Source organism: Bradyrhizobium sp. IAR9 (genome assembly GCF_013408065.1).
Classification (GTDB): domain Bacteria; phylum Pseudomonadota; class Alphaproteobacteria; order Rhizobiales; family Xanthobacteraceae; genus Bradyrhizobium.
This window is the reverse complement of the sequence record NZ_JACBZW010000009.1, coordinates 252,940-274,848: the sequence shown is the minus strand read 5'-3', so window position 1 is coordinate 274,848 and position 21,909 is coordinate 252,940. Positions and strand designations below refer to the sequence as shown.

Below are 21,909 nucleotides of genomic sequence, written 5' to 3'. Positions count from 1 at the left end.
TGGACGAGGGGCCCGTGCCTAGTCGTTGGCCTCGGGCGGCAGGAAGTCGACCTCATGCAGCGCCGAGATGCGCACGACTTCGGCAGGGTCGGTCAGATTGTGCAGCTGGTTGAACAGCGCCTCCAGCTTCTGCATCGGCGAGACCCAGAACAGCGCGCGGCACGGCTTGTCGGACTTGTTGAAATAGCCGTGCGGGATGCCGCGGGGCATGCGCACGAGATCGCCGGCATGGGCCTTGACCCATTTTCCGTCGAGCTTGAGGTCGAGCGTGCCCTCCTGCACCAGGATGAACTCGTCCTGGGTCGGATGGATGTGCACCGGTACGAACTGGCCGGGATCGCTGTTGGTCTCGAACGCAAAGGTGGAGTCGGTGACGGCCTTGGGGAAGTAGACCTGGCCCAGAATGTTCCAGCTCTTGCCGCCGTAGCCTGTGCCAGCGGCGGTAATGCCCTTTTCGAGTGCAGTCTTTTCAGGTGCAGACTTTTCAGGTGCAGTCATGGCGCTCTCCCATGGATTCCGGCGAGGAGGGAGCTTCAGTCAACAATGGGTCGCCTGTCTATCCGCTAAACGAATCCGCGAGCGCCTGTTGCCCTGCAGCATGACGATTTTGCCGAAGCCGCCCTTTCCGCGTCCGGGGAACTATTATAGGCTTAAAGCAATTCCGTGACGCGAAGCGTGGTCGACCATGTCCGCAGCCGTGCTGGAAATGAACGCAAGGGCGCCCGCGGCCGAACGGCTCGCGGATTTCGCCCGCGTCACCACCGACGATGTCGACGAAGCGGCCGAACAGATCGGGCGCATCTTCTGCCCGCACGATCTCAAGCCGGCACAGGCGCGCGCGGCCGGCTTCTCCGCCCGGCACAATTGCGCCGGCTTCGACGGCTTTTCCATCAATTACGTGGCCTATGGCGGATCGGTCGGCATCGATCCGGGCTGCCTCGAGCGCTTCTTCCTGGTGCAGGTCCCGCTCACCGGCACGGCCTATATTCGCGCCGGCACGACCGAGCTCGACGCCGCGCCGGAGCGGACGGCGTCGCTGCTGTCGCCGACGATCCCGACCCGGATGATGTGGCGCGACTGCGCGCAGGCGATCCTGCTGTTTGATCGCCGCATGGTCGAGCAGCGCGCCGCGGCGCTGTCGGGCAGGGCATCAGGCACGGTCGAGTTCGATCCCGTGATCGATTTGGAGGCGCCGGCCGGGCGCGCCTTGCGCGGTAGTCTCGCCGAACTGATGATGCTTGCCGAGCGTCTCGGTCCCTCCGGCCGGCTGTCGGCGGTCGCGATGGCCGATTGGCGCGAGCTGCTGCTCGATCACCTGCTCAACGGTCAGCGCCATGGCCTGTCGGATGCGATTCAAACGTTTTCGGGGCAGGCCGAGCGGCTGCCGCGCGCGCTCCGCGCGGCGCGGGACCATCTTGCGGACAATGCCGGCGAGCCGCTCGACCTTGCGCGGCTCGCCTGTGCCGCCGGCATCGGCATCCGCGCGCTCCAGCTCGGCTTCCGCCGTCACTTCGGCCTGTCGATCTCGCAGATGCTGCTCGACATGCGCCTCGCCGGTCTGCACGCCCGCCTGGCGCAGGCCGCGCCCGATGCCTCCATCACCGACATCGCCTTCGATCTCGGCTTCACCCATCTCAGCCGCATGGCCGGCGCCTACCGCGAAAAATTTGGCGAGACGCCATCGGCGACGCTGCGGCGACGATTGAGCTAGCGCGAGAGAGCTATTTCCGCGGCCGCGTCGTGCCGTTGTCTTCCGCCGCCTGTCTGCGCAGGAACGCCTCGACATCAGCCTGCACCGAATAGGGCGTCGGGATCGCGTCGCCGGCGGAATCGACGGCGGTGTCGAGGCAGCGGCGCAGCATGCGGGCGAGCTCGGCCTTGCGGTAAGGCTTTCTCAAGAGCGGCGCGCCCATCGTCGCACGTCCCTGCGCGTGCAGCGAATCGTAGGCGTAGCCCGACGTGAACAGCACCCGAAGAGAGGGGCGCGCCGCCACCATCTGCTCGGCGAGCTCGCGTCCATTCATGCCGCCGGCCATCACGATGTCGGTGAAGAGCAGGTCGAAGGACCTGCCTTCGGCCGCAATCGCGAGCGCCTCGTTCGCATTGGCGGCCGCGATGACCTTGTAGCCGAGACCTTGGAGCTGGACCGTGACGTATTGGCGGACGTCGCGGTCGTCTTCGACGCAGAGGACGGTTTCCCTGCCGCCCACGATCTTGCGGTCGTCATAGCCGGTCGGGCGTAGCGCGCTCGCCTCCGCCTTCGGCAAATAGAGCGTGAAGATCGTGCCGCGTCCTTCTTCGGAGGCGACCTTGATGCCGCCGCCGGACTGCTTGACGAAACCGAACACCATGCTGAGCCCGAGTCCCGTGCCCTTGCCGACGTCCTTGGTGGAGAAGAACGGATCGAAGATCCGCTCCAGGATGGCCTGCGGAATGCCGGTGCCGCTATCGGCGATCTCGATCTCGACATAGTCGCCGGCATAGCCGGCGCCGACCGCGACGGCCTCGCGCACGCCGAACACGACGTTGCGCGTCGTCAGCGTCAGCCTGCCGCCGTCCAGCATGGCGTCGCGCGCGTTGATCGCGAGGTTGAGCAGCGCCGAGCTCAGCTGGCCGCGGTCGGCATAGGCAAGCCAGACGTTGCGGTCGAGCCTGGTCACGATCTCGATCTTCTTGTCGAAGGTCGCCAGCAGCAGCTTTGCCAGCTCTTCCAGCAGCTCGTTGACGTCGATCTCGGCCGGCTGCAGCGCCTGCTTGCGGGCAAAGGACAGCAGGCTCGAGGTCAGCGCGGCGCCGCGATCGGCGGCCTCGCTGATCAGCTTGGTGATGGTCGCAAGCGGCGGGTTGTCCCTGACGGCGTCGGCCAGGATCTCGATCGTGCCTGTGATCACCGTGAGCATGTTGTTGAATTCATGTGCGATGCCGCCGGTGAGCTGCCCGACCGCCTCCATCTTCTGGGACTGCACCAGCTGCTCCTCGGCAGCGCGTTTCTGGGTGATGTCCCTGACGAAGGTGTTGATGATGGCGCGTCCACCCAGCCGCAACACCGTGCTGGACGCCTCGGCCAGGATCTGGTCGCCGTTCCTGTGGATCAGGGCGAGCTCGAAGCGCAGGCCGGACGGCGTGTCCGACAATTCCGGCACCAGCCGCGCCATGCGCTGCCTGAAGGCGGTCCGCAGCGGCTCGGCGACGATGAGATCGACGACGTCGGCGCCGAGCGCCTCCTCGCGCGTCCATCCGGTCAGGGCCTCCGCCTGAAAGCTCCACTCCAGCACGGCGCCGCTGTCGTCGATCTGAATGAAGGCATCGAGCGCGGTCTTGATGACGGCTTGCATCATCTGCGCGCTGTCGCTGCGTGCCCGCGCGTCTTCCGCCGATCGTCCGGCGGCGCGCTTGTCCTCCGATCCCTCGATCGCGCGATTGCAGAGGTGCACGAGCAGCGCGGCAACGGCGGCGCTTGCGATTAGGGCTACGATCTGGGCCATGCCGAACCCGGGTCCGGCCACGGCATAGGAGGCGAGGAGGGCCGCCGCGGTCACCACGACCTGTGCGGCCATCGCGAGTGTCAGAAGCCCCCTGAGTTTCATGGTCTCCCACCAAAGAAGACTACCGCACTGGCTGCCCGGTCCCGGGTGCCGCTTTGATGTGAGCTACAGACTCCGCGCGGCGGCGTCGAGGGGCAATTTGCGGTGGTGTCGGCCGGCGCCCTTCTTCGGCCTCAACCTGCGGGCGAATCGCATGGCAAGGAGGCGCGCATACAAGCAATGCGATTGACAGCTGTACTGAGGCGTGATCGTTCGAACTGAACTCCAGGAGTGCTCCATGTCCCCGCCGCTCAACCGTATCAACAGCGACGAACGCCTGCCGCAGCAGGTCGATGTCGTCGTCATCGGTGGCGGCGTCATCGGTGTCTCCGCGGCCTATCATCTGGCGAAGAAGGACCTCTCGGTCGCGCTGGTCGAGAAGGGCCACGTCGGCGGCGAGCAGTCGAGCCGCAATTGGGGCTGGTGCCGCCAGCAGGGCCGCGCGCGCGAGGAGATCCCGCTGGCTCGCGAGGCGCTGCGGCTGTGGGAGGACATGCAGAACGACGCCGGCGTCGATGCCGGCTTCCGCCGCACCGGCGTTCTGTTCCTGACCAAGAGCAAGGACGAGCTTGCGAGCTGGGAGCGCTGGGCCGCGCTCGCGCGCGAGATGCAGGTCCACTCCACCGTGCTGACGCCGGCCGAGGTTGCCGAGCGCATGCCGGGCAATACCGACACATGGGTCGGCGGGCTGCATACGCCGAGCGACGGGCGTGCCGAGCCGTCGATGGCCGTGCCCGCGCTGGCCACCGCCGCGCGAAAGCACGGCGTCACCATCCATCAGGGCTGCGCCGCGCGGGGACTGGAGACGACTGGTGGGCGGGTCAGCGCCGTCGTCACCGAGAAGGGCACCATCCGCACCCGGTCCGTGCTGTTGTCGGGCGGCGCATGGTCGTCGCTGTTCTGCCGCCGTCACGGCATCGAGCTGCCGATCGGTCTCGTCAATGCGACGGCCTGCCGGACCACGCCGGGGCCGGAGATCACCTCGGGCGCGCTGGGCACCGATCTCTACTGCGTTCGCCGCCGCCTCGACGGCGGCTTCACGCTGGCCCTGCGCAACCGGGGCACGGTCGAGCTGTCGCCCGATCTGTTCCGCTATGCGCGCACCTTCTGGCCAACCTATTTGCATCGCAAGAACGGACTGAAGCTGTCGTTGGGCAAGTCTTTCTTCGGCCAGATCGTGCGCGGCACCAGCTGGAGCTTTGACAAGCCGTCGCCGTTCGAGACCGAGCGCGTGCGCGACCCCGAGCCCGACATGTCGCTCGTGAATGCGGCGCTGGCCTCATTGATCAAGGCCAACCCGGAATTGAAGGACATCGAGATCGCGGAAGCCTGGGGCGGCACCATCGACTGCACGCCGGACACGATCCCCGTGATCTCGCCGGTCGACGCCTTGCCGGGCTTTTTCCTCGCGACCGGATTCTCCGGCCACGGCTTTGGCATCGGCCCTGCCGCCGGCAAGCTCGCCGCCGATATCGTGACCGGCGCCACGCCGCTGGTCGATCCCGCGGCCTACAGCCACAAGCGCATGATCGACGGCCGCCGGCTCGCGCCGGTCAGCCCGTTCTGAGGGCTCGCATGACGGTTCTCTACAAGGCCAACATGGTTCGCGGTGCCGAATGGGCGCGCTTCTTCGCGGAGCGTGCGCCCGACGTCCCATTCCGGCTCTGGCCTGACATCGGCGATCCCGCCAACGTCCGCTATCTCGTTGCGTGGGTGCCGCCTGACGATATCGCGACCACGTTTCCCAATCTCGAGCTGGTCTTCTCGGTCGGCGCAGGCGTCGATCAGTTCGATGCCACGAAAGTGCCCGCGAACATTCCGCTTGTCCGCATGCTGGAGCCCGGCATCGCCGAGACCATGGTGGAGTACGTCACCATGGCCGTGCTCGCCCTGCATCGCGATCTCCCGCAGTTCATCGATCAGCAGAAGCAGCAGGTCTGGCGCGAGATCCGGATCACGCCGGCGAAACGGCGGCGTGTCGGCGTGATGGGGCTTGGCCAGCTCGGCCAGGCCGTGCTCGAACGCCTCAAGCTGTTCGGCTTCCCGCTCTCGGGATGGAATCGCTCGGCGCGTGAGATCGAGGGCGTGACCTGCCACGTGGGTGCAGACGCGCTGCCAGATTTCCTCGCGCAGAGCGACATTCTCGTCTGCCTGCTGCCGTTGACCGACGAGACGCGCAGCATCCTCAACGCCGATCTATTCGCGCGCCTGCCTCGCGGTGCTTCCCTCGTCAATGTCGGACGTGGACCGCATCTCATTGAGGCCGATTTCCTCGCGGCCCTCGACAGCGGTGCGCTATCAGGCGCGGTGCTCGATGTCACCGAACCCGAGCCGTTGCCTGAGGGACATCCGTTCTGGAGCCATCCGCGCATCCTGCTGACGCCGCACAATGCCAGCATGACGACGCCGGACACGGCCGTCGATTTCGTGCTCGATGTCATCGATCGTCATCGTCGCGGCGAGGAATTGCCGGGGCGTGTCGATCGCAGTCGCGGTTACTGAGGGCGTGATGGTGATGGGAACACCGGTCTAGCCAAGAGCTCCTTTTACCTCTCCCGCTTGCGGGTGAGGTCGGCGCGCAGCGCCGGGTGAGGGTTCTCTCCTCTTGGGGGGAGGGGTGGCGCGACGATGAGGATTTGTCCTCCTGAAATTGTGACTGGATGGAGCGAGAGGGAACTGCGGCATGTGAACCGCCTCATATTCCATCACTCTCTTTTCGAGCTATCACTCCCGCAAGAAATTGTCGCACCTGGAGCCAACTGGCAGACACGGGTGAGATGCAAATGCCTGCGAAGCCGCGTGCTCGCAGCTTTGGATTGGCTCTCGTCCTGGTCACGAGCAAGCCAACCCCATCACTCAACACAGATCTTTCAGAAATTGGAATCAAGGGCATCGAGAAACGCGTCCTGGCAGCTTCTAGTCGGGGTCGGCCGGTAGGCTGCTACTTACTCAGAGGAGCCCCCAATGAAGATTAGCAGCGCAATTTCCAGCGCCTTTTCCCTAAGAAGGCAGGTCGGCAGTCTTCGGATCGCCCGTTCCAGCCTGATCAAGTCGGCCCACCTTCTTGAAAGAATTGGGCTGGCAGCCGTTGGGGCCTCTTGTGGCCTCTACGTGGGTGCGACCCTGTTGCGTCAGAAAGGCGGAATGTTTGAAAGCGGCTGGATCGTGCTGATAACAATGCTCTATGGAGCTCTCAGCTATTATGTCGGGATTGATTTGTCCGGCAATGTCGCACGAAGGGCGACATCGAACATCTCGGAAGAATGGAATGGTTCTGAGCCGGCTGAGCTCATGAGTGCGGCCGGAACGTTCAGCGCGGCGATTGCCGCAACGCTGTCCGTCAGCATCCTTGTCCTTGATCAAAACCTGCCTAACGGCCTGATAGGCTTTGTTGCCGGCTGTTGGGTGGTTGGTTCTTCGCTTCAAGTTGCGGCGGGTGCAATGACTCGCAGCTCCGATGCGCCCACGAACGAGCAACGATAAAAGTGCGCCTCACGGGAAACGTGCACTTGGCATCGTATGTACGCACAAGCCGCAGTGCTGGTTCGGCTTCAGGTCTGCAGTGAGCAGCGACGACTCATCGCAACCTCTGCCATCTAACGCTGCGCGCGGGTGATGTTTGGTAGCGCAGCCGTTCGCATCGAGCAGTGTCCCGGTCGAAAAACGTGTCGGTATCGAGTAACCTAAATTTTCGCGCGACAAACAAGACGTGCCATCATGGTGGCGTTGGGATATTGTCCCTGCGCGCCGTGGTCCAAAATTCTGCTAACCGCCAACCACACGATCGGTGGAGCCAATGCAGATTGCGGAGTGGCTCGAGAAGCTGGGGCTTGGGCAATACGCAGAGCGTTTTGTCCAAAATGGGATCGACATGGGCGTCCTTCCCGAGCTGATGGTCGAGGACTTCGACAAGCTCGGAGTCCTGCTCGGGCATCGCCGCAAAATGCTGCGTGCGATTGCCGACCTTGATCCAGCCGCGTTGATCGCATCGCCGACTCCGCCTCACGACGCCGAGCGTCGCCACCTCACTGTCATGTTTTGCGATCTGGTCGGCTCGACAGCGCTCTCGGCGCGTCTCGATCCCGAGGATCTGTGGGAAGTGATCCGGGCGTACCGCGCCGCCTGCGGGAGCGTTATTGCCGCTTATGACGGCAGGATAGCCAGGTTCGTTGGTGACGGAATACTCGTCTATTTCGGGTATCCGCGCGCCCACGAAGATGATGCGGAGCGGGCAGTGCGAGCGGGCCTCGATATTATCGCTGCGATTCGCCAGCTCAAGACAGGCGCCGGCGAACGGGTTGAACTGCGGATCGCAATTGCGACCGGGCTTGTGGTGGTCGGCGATCTCATCAGCGGAGATGCATCGGAGGAGCACGCAACCATCGGCGATGCACCAAACCTCGCTGCTCGGCTTCAAAGCCTGGCCGAGCCGGGGGCGGTCGTCGTTGCCTCGTCGACGCGCCGGCTGCTTGGCGATCTCTTCACCTTTCGCAATCTCGGTCGCCGCGAGGTCAAGGGGATAGGCGAACCCATCGCGGTCTGGGCGGTGGAAGGAGCGACCTCATCGGAGAGTCGCTTCGAGGCGGTCCGCGCCGCGCGCTCGATCGGCTTTGTCGGCCGCAAGGACGAGATCGAGTTCATTCTCTCGCGCCAGCGGGAGGCATGGCAGGGCCAGGGCCAGATCGTATTGATTTCCGGCGAAGCGGGCATCGGCAAGTCGCGCATCGTGGCAATGCTGTCCGAGAGCCCCTCGTTGGGGACGCACCGTCGCGTGCGATATCAGTGTTCGCCTTACCACACCAACAGCGCACTTCATCCCTTTGTCGCGCAGCTCGAGCGCGCCGCCGGAATCCGCTCCCACGACACGCCAGAACAAAAGCTCGACAAGCTCGAGGCGATGCTGGCAATAGGAACCCGGCAAGTCGCCCGGGCCACGCCACTCATTGCGGCCCTGCTCTCGATTCCGACCGGCGACCATTGCCCGCCACTCGGCTTGAGCCCGGCGCAGCAGAGGCGACAGACATTTGCCGCCCTTCTCGATCAGCTCGAGGGATTGGCGCGAGACCAGCCTCTGCTGATCATCTGCGAGGATATGCATTGGGCCGATGCGACGACACTTGAACTGTTCGATCTCGCGGTCGATCGGATCAGGGGCCTGCAGATACTCGTGCTCTTGACGTCCCGGCCGGAGTTCGAGCCCTCCTGGTCGGGCCTTGCCAATGTCAGTCTGTTGCGGCTCGACCGGCTCGATCGGCAGGACACGCGCGCGCTGGTCGAGCAGGTGGTCGTCGGTCGCCAGCTGCCACGCGAGATGATGAAGCAGATCATCGACAAGACCGATGGCATACCGCTATTCGTCGAAGAGTTGACCAAGATGGTGCTGGAGTCCGGGCTGCTCGTCGAAGATGCCGGGCGCTACCGCCTGAATAGTCCGCTCCCGCCGCTTGCTATCCCCGCGACGCTGCAGGATTCGCTGATGGCGCGGCTCGACCGGCTCGCTCCGGTCAAGGAGGTAGCGCAGATAGGCGCCGCCATTGGCCGTGACTTCTCGTACGCACTGCTGAAAACCGTGGCGGGACGCGACGATCTGACGCTGAACGCTGCGTTGGGACAACTTGAAGAGGCCGAACTGCTGTTGCGTCGTGGCACGCCGCCCGAAGCAAATTACAGTTTCAAGCACGCCCTTGTTCAGGAGGCGGCCTACGAGAGTCTGCTCAAGAGCAAACGGCAGCTGCTTCATACCCGCATTGGCGAAGTTCTGCGCGAGAAGTTTCCAGCAGTCGCCGAGACCGAACCGGAAGTTCTGGCGCACCACTTCACTGAGGCGGGGCTGAGCGAGACGGCCCTCGAATGGTGGCGCAAGGCGGGCCAGCAGGCGTTGAAACGCTCGGCCTATTCCGAGGCGATCGCGCATCTCGGCAAGGCCATTGCGACCGCCGATCAGTTGCCTGATGATTCCCGCCGGATCATGAGCAGGCTGCATCTTCAAATCGCATATGGCCGTGCCTTGCGGGGCAGCCTCGGCCACAGCGCTCCAGAGACGGTCGCGGCATGGACGCGTGCGCGCCAGTTCGCAGCCGACATCGATGATCCCGTTGAACTTGCGCCGGTGCAGTCGGGGCTCTTCAATGCCTGCCTGACCCACGGCGAACTCGCTCCGATGCGGGAGCTGGCGGACGCCATCAGGAGCGCCGCTGACCGACGACCGGACTCGCCGGTGGCCGCCGTCGTCGCCCATTGGACGGGCGGCGTCACCTGCTGGTTCGAGGGCGATTACTTGAATGCGAGAACGCATCTTGAGCGGGCGCTGGGGATTTATGGTGCCGAACCGGATCCCGCGACCTTCAGGGCGTCTGCGCTGGATCTGCCTTTCGTGATCATGAGATTTCTTGCCCTGGTGCTCTGGCCGCTCGGTAGCACCGCTCGTGCGCGCAAGCTCGCCGCGGAAGCGGTGGGTGCTCCGGGCGAAAAACGGGCGCTGTCCCAGGCCAATGCGCTGGTTCATCGCGCTGTGTTCGACGGGGTATGCGGGGGCATGTTGCAGCAAACAGAGACGATCCTGGCGCTCGGTCTCGCGCGCGACCACACGATGCCGCTGTACGTGGCCGCGGGCACCTACCTGAATGGCCTCGCCAAGTGGCGTGCCGGCGACCGGATGGCCGGACTGGCGGACATGCGTCACGGCTGGGCCTTCCTGCACGAGAACGACTGCTACCTCTGCGAACCGTTCTGGGGGATGCATGTCGCCCTGGCGAATGCAGAGGTGGGCGAAGTCGGGACCGGGCTGGAAATCCTGGACGAATCGATCGCCGGGACGGAACAATCCGGCCAGCATTGGCTCGATGCCGAACTGCATCGTGTCCGCGGTAAACTTGTATCGCGCCAGGATCCTTCGGACGAATCCAGTGCCGAAGAAGCCTTCAAGCGCGCGCTGGACATCGCGCGACACCAGCAGACCAGGACTTTCGAGCTGCGCGGCGCCCTTGAACTTGCACGCCTGTACAAGACAAATGGCCGAGCTGGTGCGGTCTCTGAAGTGCTCGCTCCTGTGCTCGCCGAATTCGATGCGGAGCGAAATCTTCCCGAAGTCCTGGAAGCGAAAGAGCTGCTTGGGAATGGGCGTTAGCCGCGCCATTCGATCGCCGCAAGCGCCGCGCCGACTTCAAGCCGGAATGGGGCGATATCCTGATCCTCCACTCGGCAGCCGTAGTTATCCGGTTTTGACACAGCTTAACCTGATGTGGTGAATCCTAGGTATGCTTCTCGTGGTTGCGAAGGCGAGTCTGCCGCGGTGGCGAATCCTGATTTCGGCTGGCGGCAATGTTGTCGGATTGCTCCTTGCCTCAAGGCGCAAACTTCATCCCAACGCCCGACGATTGGTTTGCCTTCGCTGCGGCAGGCGCAGCGACCAAAGCCCATTGGAGATCCAGTCGTGGTCCGTTTGCACGTCGAACGTTTCATTCGCAGCCGGGTTGTTCGTCGAGCTCTGGCGCTCGGGATCATCGCGCTGAGCGGATGGGCCCTGTTGCCGTATGTGACCTACCGAATCGCTCCCTCCGCCTTTGTCAATGCCGAGCTCATGCGGGTGACTGCACCGTTCGCGGGTCAGCTCTCGCCCGATCTTCCACGCAAGGGCGAATATTTCCAGCAGAGCCGGGTGGTGCCGATGGTCGGGGCGCGTTCGCCGGATCGCCGACACCTCATGGACCTCGATCAGCAGCTTGCCGTGTCCACCAAACGCGCCGAGCTCGCACGTCGGCAACTCGAGGAGATCGCCGGGCTCGATCGCAAGCTCGGCGAGCGCAGCGAGGACTATCGTTTGGGGATGGTCGCGCGCCTGAGCCACGAAATCGGCGAAACGGAAGTTGAAAAAGGCGGCTGTCTCGCCGAGGCACGGCAGCGGAACGATGTCGCGGGCCGGATGGAGAGGCTCGTGAAGCTCGGCATCAGTTCGCAGATCCGCTCCGGCGAGGCCCAGGCCTCGCAGGAGGCAACCGCAACGCGGTGCCGGATGGCCGATGAACGCCTGCAGCGCCTCAAGACCGAGTTGGGGGCGGCGGAGAAAGGTCTCTATCTTCGTGGCGATGCCAATGACGTGCCCTACTCCCAGCAGCAACGCGAGCGGCTTGTTCTCCGCCGCCAGGAGCTCGAGACGGACGAGTTGCAAAACAGCTCACGTTCTGCGCAACTGGCCGCGGAAATCGCCGAGGAGCGCGCTCGGCTTGATCGTCTCGATCACTACGATCTGTCGTTGCCTGCCGCCCATGTCGTCTGGTCGGTCGCGGCCAGCCCCGGCTCGATGGTCACGGAAGGGCAATCGGTCCTCGATTTTGCAGACTGCCAACGCCGATTCATTGTCGTTGAACTGCCCGAGCGCGATTTCGAGAAGATCAAGGCCGGAGATGCGGCTACCGTCCGCCTGATTGGGAGCGGCGAATGGAAGACCGGCCTGGTCCGGCAAGTCCGCGGATCGGCTGCTTACGCCGACGATCGACTGCTTGCGGCTCGGGTGCCGCGGCCTGATCCGGGCAACATTACCGTTGAGATATCGCTTCCCCCCAACGAAACGTGGGCCGACCGCAATGGCTCCTGCGATATCGGACGGCTGGCCGAAGTGCGCTTCGAGCGCAGAGCCGACGGCTTGCTACGATTGGTCAGCTCGAAGTTGAAATGGCTGACCGCGCGCCTGGAGCTCGACCAGTCGTCGCTGTGAGCGAGGTGTTCCATGCAGGCCATGACTCTGTCTCTCTCTCAGCTGTTTGCGCCGATGGTGGGGATCTTTGCGGCGATGTACCTGTTGGCGCCGACCTTTCCGGTCGCGCGCCTCTGGGCACGTGTCGCGGTCTTTGCCGCGGTTTGGCTTGTCGTGGCTCGCTACCTCGAATGGCGTATTTTCACCACGGTGCTGCCGGCAACCGGCACTTGGTATCAGGTCTACTGGATCTGGTTCTGTCTCTTCGTTGAGCTACTGACCTTCACGGATCAGTTTATTCTTTATCTGATTTTCCTTCGCAGGACCGATCGCCGCAGCGAGGCGGATCAGCACGAGCGTCGGCTTCGCAGCCTGCCGCATGATGAGCTGCCATCGGTCGACGTCCTTATTCCAACCTATGACGAGCCGTTCGAGGTGTTGGAAAAGACGATCACCGGCGCGTTGTGTCTGGACTATCCAAACTTCCAGGTCTGGGTTCTGGATGATGGTCGCCGGCCTTGGCTCAAGAAACTCTGCGAGGAAAAGGGTGCCGGGTATCTCACGCGCGCCGACAATCTGAATGCCAAGGCCGGCAATATCAATCATGCGCTGACGCAGACGAACGGCGAGTTCTTTGCGATCTTTGACGCGGACTTCGTGCCGCAGTGCAAATTCCTGATGCGCACGATCGGCTTCTTCGCGGATCCAAAGATCGGAATCGTTCAGATCCCGCACACCTTTTACAACGAGGATCCGATGCAGGCGAATCTCGGCCTGCACAGGGGATTGCCGGACGAGCAACGGTTCTTCTTCGATTCCATCATGCCCGCGCGCGACGGCTGGGATGGTGCCTTTTGTTGTGGTTCCAACTCCGTCACGCGTCGTGCAGCACTTCGCGTGGTTGGGGATGCCTTGCCAACCCAGTCCATTACCGAAGACATTCTGCTGACGCTGGTCCTGCTGCGCAAAGGGTACATCACCCGTTATCTCAACGAGCCATTGGCGATTGGATTGGCGCCGGAAAGCCTTGACGCGTTTTTCGTGCAACGGCAACGCTGGGCGCGTGGCGCGATCCAGACTCTGTATCTCGCCGCCGGCCCGCTCGGCCCCGGACTGGGCTTGATGCATCGGCTTCTGTTCTTTCCGACTCATTGGCTCTCATTGGGCTTGCGAGCGCTCATGGTCGTGGTGGTTCCGATCGTGTTCATGTGGACCGGTCTAGCGCCTGTCGCCGACGTCACCCCCGAGGCGGTCTTCTTTTACCTGTTCCCCGCGATCCTGGCGCTCAACGGCGGCATCTCCTGGTTTGCGCCGCACGTGCACTTTCCGCTCGCCGCTCAGGTGTCGGCGACGATCCAGAGCTTCAAGATTCTGCCGACGGTGCTCGGGACTCTCGTCAAGCCGATGGGACATGCGTTCAAGGTGACGCCCAAGGGAGCTGCCGCGCGGTGCGCAAGCTACGCCGCGGAGATATTCTGGCCGTCGGCGGCGCTGATGGCGTTGACGGTTGTCGGCCTGGTTCTGAACACCATCCCGGAATGGCGGATGATCGATCATCCGGCCGCTTTACCGATGGTCGCCTTCTGGTCGGTAGTGAACGTCGTCGTGCTCTTCTTCGTCTGCATGACCTCGCTGCAAGCCCGGATGGGCCGCGCCGAGGAGCGTTTCGACGTCGATGAATCGGTCTTGATCGAGACTGGGGCCGGCGAACGGCTTTCTGGGCGCGTGAGCAACATCTCCCTCTCTGGCGCTGGCGTTCTGCTCGGCTCCGGCATTGACTGTTCCGGCGCTGGAGAACCGCTGCGCGTGCACATCATGCAGGTGGGCTGGATCGACGCGATGATTGTACAGCAACGAGGCCGGCTGGTCGGGATGCAGTTCCATTTGCCGCAATCGCTTGAACGAGACCTGCTGATTCGCAAGCTCTTTACCGTCGCCCGTCTGAAAGAGAACGGTGTCGTCGCATGCTCCGTGAACAGGGCGATGCTCAAGAACATCTGGTCAATGGCCGTGCCGTTGCCTCAAATTGTTACAACTGGCGCGAAGCCCACACCGCTTTCGCCGCCGCCGATCCGGTTGCCGGCAGAGAGCCTGGTCATTCGGCCTCAACCGCGGATCGACGATCTGGCACATCTTGCCGGAGTCCGAGGCCTGCATCCCGCCAGTTTCACTGAGCCTCACTTGGCCGAGTGGCCGGCACGTTGAGCGAGGCCGTCAAGTCGGGCTGATTGCTGTGGTGTCCTTCTCGCCCGACCGGTCGATGGGTTATCGATCGACGGTCAAGCCGCTCATCGATGCCGTCAGTCTTCCGAAGCCCTGCCAGAAACTCAACCGGAACGAGCAACTATCCCTTAGCCCAAGGCGTTTACGGGGCTGGGGTGGAGGGAACATCTCTTGATCGATCACCGTAGTGATGTTCGCCAGGGGCGTCTGACGTTCTGGGTCTCGGCATTCGTGGCGGTCGCCTGTATGGCGATTGTCGCGCTCAGCGGCTGGCGGGAATGGTCCTCGCGACTGGCGGTGCTGAAGGGTTCCGAAACGGACGTGGCTAATCTGGCCCGGTCGCTGACGCAACACGCGGACGACACGTTCGAACTCGCGGACACCGTTCTGAATGTGCTCGTTGGTCAACTCGAACTGGAGGGAGCCGGGCCAGCGGCAATCGCCAAGATTCAGACCTTTTTGACCCGACGCAAAGCCGCGAACCGGATCCGCGCCGTATTTATCTACGACGAGACCGGCCGCTGGCTCGCAACCAGCGAGCCAGTGGATTTCGCCCGTCTCAACAACAGCGACCGAGATTATTTCCAGCATCATCGTGCCGTGGCGGACCGGGGGACCTTCATTGGGAATCCGGTGAAGAGTAGATCAGGCGGTCAATGGATCATCACCGCGTCACGGCGCTTCAATCATCCTGACGGCAGTTTTGCCGGAGTTGCCCTTACGACGATCGATGTCGACTATTTTCTAAAATTCTATCGCGGGTTCGACGTTGGCCGGAACGGTTCAATCGCTCTGGCGACCGCGGGAGGCATTGTCCTCGCGCGTACCCCGGACAACGGATACACGGGCCGCGATCTGTCGAGTGCTCCGCTTTTCAAGACTATTCGCGAGCGGCCGGCTGCGGGCGTCTACTACTTCACGTCGCCTCTCGACGGCGTTCGGCGTCTGAGCTTCTATCAACTCAGCAGCCGCTACCCCGTTCTCCTCGTTGCTACGGAGTCAGAAGATGACGTCTTGGCCCCCTGGCGCAGAGCCGCGCTGACGCGCATTGCCGCAGTCCTGGCGCTGACAGGTGGGCTCGGTGTTGCCGGGCTCTTTCTGGTGCGCCAGTTGCACCTGCGGCAGAAGATGGCCGCTGCCCTGGTTGCCAAGGAGGCGGATTTTCGCCTCCTTGCAGAGCAGTCGGGGGACATGGTCATGCGCGTCGCAGTCGATGGACGGATCCTCTATGCGTCGCCGTCCACCGCTCGAATCCTTGGCTGGGCTCCGAACGAATTGGTGAATACATCAGCCCTCGCCGGCATCAATCCCGCGGATTTGGCCCGGGTTGAGCAAACGCTCTCCGCATTGATGAACGGCGAAGCCGAGGAGGCGAGAATCACGTATCGCACCCGTCATCGTGAGAAGGAAGAGATCTGGGTCGAAACTGCACTGCGCGTCACGAGGAGTGCGCAGAGTGGGCACATCAACGGCGTGGTGGCGATCTCGCGCGACATGACCGAACGCAAGGATCTGGAGGATAGGCTGGCGGCTCTCGCCAGTTCGGACGGCCTGACGGCCTTGGCAAATCGCAGACACTTCGACGAGCGGCTGGAGGCGGAATGGGACCGGGCCAGGCGGGAAGGAACACCTCTGTCACTGCTGCTGATGGACGTCGATCATTTCAAGAGCTTCAACGACCGGTACGGGCATCAAGCGGGCGATTCATGTCTCCGCTCAATCGCGGGGGTCCTGGCGCAGCAGGCCAGACGGCCGGCAGACGTGGCGGCCCGGTACGGTGGTGAGGAATTCGCCTTGCTGCTACCCAATACCGACGCAGGAGGTTGCGAGCAGGTCGGTGAGCGAATCCGGCAGGCGATCGAGGACCTCGGCATCCTGCATGCGCTCAACCCGTCATCCAGGCAGGTCACCCTCAGTATTGGTGGCGCCACATATCATTCGTTCGGCGACAAGTCGGATTGCACGTCGCTGATAGCGGCTGCGGATAAGGCGCTTTACGCCGCCAAGGAGGGCGGACGCAACCGCCTGGTGATGTCAGGGCAAGTCGTCGCGTGGCCCGGCTCGATACGGGCTTGAAGAGCAATTCCAGCGCGCCGCGGCGTGGTGTCACGAATTCACGTGCACGAAATCCCGCAGCAGCGGATAGATCTCGTTATTCCAGCGCCGGCCTGAGAACACGCCGTAATGGCCAACGCCGGCCTGCATGTGGTGGACGCGCCGATAGGCGCGCACGCCGGTGCAGAGGTCCTGCGCGGCCAGCGTCTGGCCGATCGAGCAGATGTCGTCCTTCTCGCCCTCGACTGTCATCAGCCCCATGCGGCTGACGGCCTTGGTGTTCACCGGGCGGCCGCGATGCATCAGTCTGCCTTGCGGCAACAGGTGCTCCTGGAACACGTCGCGCACGGTCTCGATGTAGAACTCGGCCGGCAGGTCCATCACGGCGAAATATTCGTCGTAGAAAGTCTTGATGGTCGCGGCCTTGTCCTTCTCGCCCTTGGCGATGTGGTTGGCGAGATCCATGTGCTGCTTGATGTGGCGCTCGAGGTTCATCGAGACGAAGGCGGTGAGCTGCACGAAGCCGGGATAGACTTTCCGCAGCGCGCCGCGGCACTGCATCGGCACGTAGTTGATCAGGTTCCGCTCGAACCATTCGATCGGCTTGCTCTTGGCGAAGTCGTTGACCCTGGTCGGCTGGATGCGGGTGTCGATCGGCCCCGCCATCAGCGTCAGCGTCGCCGGGCGCGAGGGATGGTTGTCCTCGCACATAATCGCGGCGGCCGCGAGCGCCGACACCGACGGCTGGCAGATCGCCACCATGTGCGGGCGCGGGCCGAGCTGTCCGAGGAAATCGATCAGATGCTCGGTGTAGTCGTCGAGCCCGAAGCGGCCCTCGCTGCGCGGGATGTCGCGCGGATTGTGCCAGTCGGTGATGTAGACGTCGTGGTCCTGCAGCAGCGTCTGCACGGTGCCGCGCAAGAGCGTCGCGAAATGGCCGGACATCGGCGCCACCAGCAGCATGCGCGGCTGCTCCGTCACGCCGTCCTTTCTGAAGTGCAGCAGCGAGCCGAATGGTGTCGCGTAGGCGATCTCCTCGGTGACGGCGACTTCGCGATTGCCGACCATGACGCTGTCGATGCCGTAGGCCGGGCGATGATAGGTGAGGGTGGAGCGCGAGATCAGCTCCAGCGCCGCCGAGAGACGTCCGACGACCTGGTCCGACACGCCCTGCGGCACCAGATTGAGGAATTTGAGCGCGGACGAGGCCCCCGCCCGCCACGGCGCTGTCAGGTCCATCTGGTTCTGAAAGGCCTGATAATACATCGACATCATACTGAAGTGCCCACCTGTCCCCCCCTTCGTGATGCAATATCGAAGCCAGATGGGAGCCGGACCGCCGGGAAAATTGGCACGTCGCTTGCTGCTCTTTGGGCGGGAAGGACGGGGCACGCACGCGCGGCAGTGCGCGCCCAGGCGTGAGGGAATGGCCATATGGCGAAGGCGACTCTGACCATCAGCAGCAAGAACTACTCGTCCTGGTCGCTGCGCGGCTGGCTGCTGACGAAATTCTCCGGGCTCGATTTCGAGGAAATCGTCACCGCGCCGGACGATCCGTCGGCGCGCGCCGAAATCCTCTTGCTGTCGTCGTCGATCCTGGTGCCGTGCCTGCGGCACGACGGTGCCGTGGTGTGGGATACGCTGGCGATCGCCGAATACCTCAACGAGGCGATGCCGTCAGCCGGCCTGCTGCCTGATGACCGCGTGCAGCGCGCCCATTGCCGCTCGATCTCGGGCGAAATCCACTCCGGCTTCACCACGCTGCGCGCCTCGCTGCCGGTGAATCTGAAGGGACGTTTTCCCGGCTTCAAGATCTGGTCGCGCGCGCAGGCCGACATCGATCGGGTCTGGTCGATCTGGCGCGACTGCCTGGACAGGTCGGGCGGCCCGTTCCTATTCGGCGAGCGGCGAACCATGGCGGATGCGATGTACGCGCCCGTGGTGACGCGCTTCGTCACCTATGACGTCAAGCTCGAGCCGCAGCTGAAGGCCTACGCCGACACCATCATGGCGATGGATGAGATGAAGGAATGGATCGCGGCGGCGAGGGAAGAGCCGGCCGAGATCGAGGAGCTCGAGGTCGAATATTAGGCAGGCCTTGCCTGGCCCTGCCTGTTTCGGGGGCGGGGACCGGCCACAGCGACTTGAGCGCTATGTCCTTGTCGCGATTAACCTTTGGCGCCCGTGCGAGGCGTGGGCCGTCCACCGCGCTGCGCAGATATTGTACGCGCCGGCCAAGCCACATCGATATCTAGCCGTGAACAGCTGCGTACACGTCCGTTCGGCTGATTCGGACGTGATTCGTTCGGGCCGCGTTCCGAAGGTTAAGACGGAGCGCGGCCCCGTTGCATTTTGGAACAAATATGGGCGTCAGGCGGCCCCGCGCTGCCTCACGCGCGGCAGGCGCCAGCCGATGACGGTCGCTTCGACCGCGATGCCGGCCTCGTGGTTCTGCCAGCGTCCCTCGACATAGCGACAGGCGAACGGCAGTTGGTATGTTCCGCTGTGGTCCTCACACAGCACTTCGAGCGCCAGGCCCGGCGGTGGTTCTCCGGCGCCGTCGAATTCCGCCAGTCGTCTATCGCGCGTTGCCATTCCAAAAATCTCCCCTAAACAAAGCCGCGGAACGAGCGCCCACTTCTTCCGCGTGCGGATCATCGTTCCCAGTCCAAGGGAACGATGCAAGCTCAACGCGAGAATGCGGTGCGAGTGTGGTAGCCTTGAGTGGCTGTGCGCAAACAGCGCACATTGCCGTGATCGATCGGACGAGGAACCTTTCATGCTGCTTCGAAACGCCGGCGTTTGTTTCGCGATATTGCTGCTCGCAACGCTGGCGAATGCGCAGGTGCACGCGCAGGACGTGCCCGGTATCGAGATCTGCACGGTCGAGAAGACCATGGAGCGGCGCACCAGCTGCCTGCAGAGCAATGTCGACTTCCTGCAGAAAACGATCACCAAGCTTGCGCTCGACAATCAGCAGAAGCTGGATGCAGCCAACCGCCAGATCGATGTGCTGAAGACGAACCTCGCCGGCCTGCAGAAGACGCTCGGCGATCTCCAGGCCGCGCAGGTGAAGACGGCCGATGATCTGAAGAAGAAGCAGGACGCGCCGGCGGCGAAGGACGCGAAATAAGCGCGCCGATCACGCCACGCGATAGCGCTCGATCACGCCCCGATCGGGCTCATAGCCGAGCCCCACGCCCGAGGGCACCGCGACATGGCCGGTGGCATCGCTGTCCGCGCGGCCGCCCCAGAGGCAGGCCTCGCGCTTGAGATAGAACATTTCGACCAGCCCGTCCTCGCGTGTCGCCAGCAGATGCAACGTCGCGAGCAGGCCCGGACCGAAATACGGCGAGTGCGGAACGATCTTGACGCCGAACTGATCGGCGAGCGCCGCGACCTTCAGAAATTCCGTGATGCCGCCAACCTTGGTCACCGACGGCTGGGCGTGGCTCACCGCGCCGGCCTGCATCATCTGGCGGAATTGATATTCCGTGCAGGCGTTCTCGCCGGCGGCAATCCCGAGCCCGCCTTTGCTGCGCACCTCGGCGAGCGCGGCGAATTCCTCCGGCGGCCAGACCGGCTCCTCCAGAAACATCGGCCGTGCGTCGCGGCAGGTCGTTGCGAACGCGATCGCCTGCTCGGCCGTCAGCGGGCAGTTCATGTCGACCATCAGCGGAACGGTCGGCCCGATCGCCTCCCGGGCGGCGAACACCGCCGGCGCCGTGGTCTCGTGCAGCTTGATCGCGCCATAGCCGAGCGCGAGCGCCTTCCTGCATTCGGCCGCGATGTTGTCGGGCGAGCCGATCCGCAGCAGGCTCGCATAGGCGGGAATGGCCGTGCGCCTGGTCTCGCCGAGCAGGCGATGCAGGGGCACACCCTGCACCTTCGCCGCCAAATCCCACAGCGCGATGTCGAGCGCTGAGATCGCGAACATGGTGATGCCGTAGCGGCCGAACAGATGCAGATTGCGCTGGATCTGCTCCATGGCAGCGGGAATGCCGGCCGCATCGGGCACCTTCAGCCCGCGGGCCTGCGGTGCGATCATCTCCTCGACGGCGCTGCGCGTGGTGCGCGGGCTGACATAAGCGAACGCGTCGCCCCAGCCGGTCAGCCCGGCGTCGGTGACGACCTCGACCAGCACCATGTCGAGCGCGGTAATCGCGGACGCGCCCTGGCGAAAGCTCGCGACACCGGCGTCATAGGGGATGCGGATATGGTGTGCCCGCACATCGGTGATGTCCATGACGTGGGGTTCCTCTTTCTCGTGAGCGGTTCGAAACAGTCTAGCCGCGAACGCCGGGACGTTGCCAGTGGCTAATCCCGGACTATCCTCACGCGAGGACAGCAATGCCGATCAAGCGAAGCCGGCGCTGAGGGCGCATCATCGTCACGCTTCGAACGAGGGTTGAGCCGCTATGAACCCTGCCCAACGCGCGCTCTGGTATATCGAGAGCCATCTGGCCGAGCCGATGACGCTCGACGAGATCGCTGCGATCGCGGGCGTGTCGCGGTTCCACATCGTGCGCGCGTTTGCCGCAGCCACCGGCCTTCCGGTGATGCGCTACGTCCGCGCGCGGCGGCTGACCGAGGCGGCGCGTCTTCTCGCGAACGGCGCGCCGAACATCCTCAGTGTCGCGCTGGAGGCCGACTACGGCTCGCACGAAGCCTTCACCCGCGCGTTCCGCGACCAATTCGGCACCACGCCCGAAGCGGTCAGGGCGGCAATGTGCGTCAATGACCTCAAGCTTCAGGAGCCGATCCTCATGGACTCCACCATGCTCGACCATCTCGCCCCGCCGCGCTTCGAGACCGCGCGGGCGTTGCTCGTCGCCGGTCCCGGCGAGCGCATCTCCTGCGACAACGGCGCAGTCATCCCCGGCCTGTGGCACCGCTTTCATCAGGAGGTCGCCGATATTCCATCGAGGGTCGGACAGGTCGCCTACGGCGTCTGCTGCAACGGCGACGATTCCGGCAATTTCGACTACATCGCGGGCGTCGAGGTCGCCGAGTTCTCGGACCTGCCGCGACGCTTCGCCCGCATCCGTATTCCCGAGCAGCGCTATGCGGTGTTCACGCATACCGAGCACGTCGCCTCGATCCGCCGCACCGTCAACACGATCTGGAATCGATGGCTGCCCGCCTCGGGATTGACCGCCGCGGACGCGCCGAGCTTCGAGCGCTACGACGAGGCCTTCGATCCCGCAACCGGGAATGGCGGCTTCGAGATCTGGCTGCCGGTGAAGCAGTAAGGCTTCCGCAACGCTGGCATTCCATCCCGCTTGCTTGGCAAGCCGAGGCGACTTTGTCATAACCGCAGGCAAATCTTGCGTGTGGGGCCCGTGCCGGACATCC

16 protein-coding genes are annotated in these 21,909 nt (G+C 63.8%); 11 read left to right on the top strand and 5 right to left on the bottom strand.

Annotated features, from left to right (window positions below; all coding sequences use genetic code 11):
* Nucleotides 1–18: 18 nt before the first annotated feature.
* Entirely contained in the window at nucleotides 19–498 is a 480-nt protein-coding gene (locus GGD67_RS24180) for a cupin domain-containing protein (protein ID WP_018318566.1), read from the bottom strand.
* Nucleotides 499–685: 187 nt separating this feature from the next.
* Here GGD67_RS24180 and GGD67_RS24175 point away from each other — a divergent pair, with 187 nt between their 5' ends.
* The gene (locus GGD67_RS24175) at nucleotides 686–1,711 is read left to right on the top strand and encodes an AraC family transcriptional regulator (RefSeq protein WP_179736319.1); all 1,026 of its coding nucleotides are present in this window, start codon (nucleotides 686–688) and stop codon (nucleotides 1,709–1,711) included.
* A 10-nt stretch (nucleotides 1,712–1,721) separates the two neighbouring features.
* Here GGD67_RS24175 and GGD67_RS24170 read toward each other — a convergent pair whose 3' ends face one another.
* Nucleotides 1,722–3,587 carry an ATP-binding protein gene (locus GGD67_RS24170; protein WP_179736318.1) on the bottom strand — a complete coding sequence of 622 codons (1,866 nt, stop codon included), beginning with the start codon at nucleotides 3,585–3,587 and terminating at the stop codon, nucleotides 1,722–1,724.
* Nucleotides 3,588–3,822: 235 nt separating this feature from the next.
* On the opposite strand from GGD67_RS24170, the gene GGD67_RS24165 reads away from it, so the two are divergent.
* The 7 genes from GGD67_RS24165 (at nucleotide 3,823) to GGD67_RS24135 (ending at nucleotide 16,575) form a co-directional block, all read left to right on the top strand.
* Nucleotides 3,823–5,151: an FAD-binding oxidoreductase gene (locus GGD67_RS24165; RefSeq protein WP_179736315.1), complete on the top strand. Its 1,329-nt coding sequence runs from the start codon at nucleotides 3,823–3,825 to the stop codon at nucleotides 5,149–5,151.
* Between the two features lie 8 nt (nucleotides 5,152–5,159).
* Complete coding sequence (locus GGD67_RS24160; RefSeq protein WP_179736313.1) at nucleotides 5,160–6,086, top strand: glyoxylate/hydroxypyruvate reductase A; 927 nt, start codon at nucleotides 5,160–5,162, stop codon at nucleotides 6,084–6,086.
* A gap of 462 nt (nucleotides 6,087–6,548) precedes the next feature.
* Complete coding sequence (locus tag GGD67_RS24155; RefSeq protein ID WP_018318571.1) at nucleotides 6,549–7,067, top strand: hypothetical protein; 519 nt, start codon at nucleotides 6,549–6,551, stop codon at nucleotides 7,065–7,067.
* A 313-nt stretch (nucleotides 7,068–7,380) separates the two neighbouring features.
* Nucleotides 7,381–10,710, top strand: coding sequence for an adenylate/guanylate cyclase domain-containing protein (locus GGD67_RS24150; protein ID WP_179736311.1), 3,330 nt, complete (start codon nucleotides 7,381–7,383; stop codon nucleotides 10,708–10,710).
* Nucleotides 10,711–11,016: 306 nt separating this feature from the next.
* Nucleotides 11,017–12,297: an HlyD family efflux transporter periplasmic adaptor subunit gene (locus tag GGD67_RS24145; RefSeq protein ID WP_179736309.1), complete on the top strand. Its 1,281-nt coding sequence runs from the start codon at nucleotides 11,017–11,019 to the stop codon at nucleotides 12,295–12,297.
* A gap of 12 nt (nucleotides 12,298–12,309) precedes the next feature.
* Entirely contained in the window at nucleotides 12,310–14,481 is a 2,172-nt protein-coding gene (locus tag GGD67_RS24140) for a glycosyltransferase (RefSeq protein WP_179736307.1), read from the top strand.
* Between the two features lie 264 nt (nucleotides 14,482–14,745).
* Entirely contained in the window at nucleotides 14,746–16,575 is a 1,830-nt protein-coding gene (locus GGD67_RS24135; RefSeq protein ID WP_409411124.1) for a diguanylate cyclase domain-containing protein, read from the top strand.
* A gap of 30 nt (nucleotides 16,576–16,605) precedes the next feature.
* On the opposite strand, the gene GGD67_RS24130 is transcribed toward GGD67_RS24135, so the two are convergent.
* Complete coding sequence (locus GGD67_RS24130; RefSeq protein WP_179736303.1) at nucleotides 16,606–17,829, bottom strand: polyhydroxyalkanoate depolymerase; 1,224 nt, start codon at nucleotides 17,827–17,829, stop codon at nucleotides 16,606–16,608.
* 159 nt (nucleotides 17,830–17,988) lie between these two features.
* Here GGD67_RS24130 and GGD67_RS24125 point away from each other — a divergent pair, with 159 nt between their 5' ends.
* Nucleotides 17,989–18,645, top strand: coding sequence for a glutathione S-transferase family protein (locus tag GGD67_RS24125; protein ID WP_179736301.1), 657 nt, complete (start codon nucleotides 17,989–17,991; stop codon nucleotides 18,643–18,645).
* A 279-nt stretch (nucleotides 18,646–18,924) separates the two neighbouring features.
* On the opposite strand, the gene GGD67_RS24120 is transcribed toward GGD67_RS24125, so the two are convergent.
* Nucleotides 18,925–19,149: a hypothetical protein gene (locus GGD67_RS24120; protein WP_018318578.1), complete on the bottom strand. Its 225-nt coding sequence runs from the start codon at nucleotides 19,147–19,149 to the stop codon at nucleotides 18,925–18,927.
* Nucleotides 19,150–19,333: 184 nt separating this feature from the next.
* Here GGD67_RS24120 and GGD67_RS24115 point away from each other — a divergent pair, with 184 nt between their 5' ends.
* Complete coding sequence (locus tag GGD67_RS24115) at nucleotides 19,334–19,687, top strand: hypothetical protein (RefSeq protein ID WP_179736299.1); 354 nt, start codon at nucleotides 19,334–19,336, stop codon at nucleotides 19,685–19,687.
* 9 nt (nucleotides 19,688–19,696) lie between these two features.
* Here GGD67_RS24115 and GGD67_RS24110 read toward each other — a convergent pair whose 3' ends face one another.
* On the bottom strand, nucleotides 19,697–20,800 hold the full coding sequence (locus GGD67_RS24110; protein ID WP_179736298.1) for a mandelate racemase/muconate lactonizing enzyme family protein: 1,104 nt from the start codon (nucleotides 20,798–20,800) through the stop codon (nucleotides 19,697–19,699).
* Nucleotides 20,801–20,972: 172 nt separating this feature from the next.
* Between GGD67_RS24110 and GGD67_RS24105 the strand changes: the two genes are divergently transcribed.
* Complete coding sequence (locus tag GGD67_RS24105) at nucleotides 20,973–21,806, top strand: AraC family transcriptional regulator (protein WP_179736296.1); 834 nt, start codon at nucleotides 20,973–20,975, stop codon at nucleotides 21,804–21,806.
* Nucleotides 21,807–21,909: the final 103 nt, after the last annotated feature.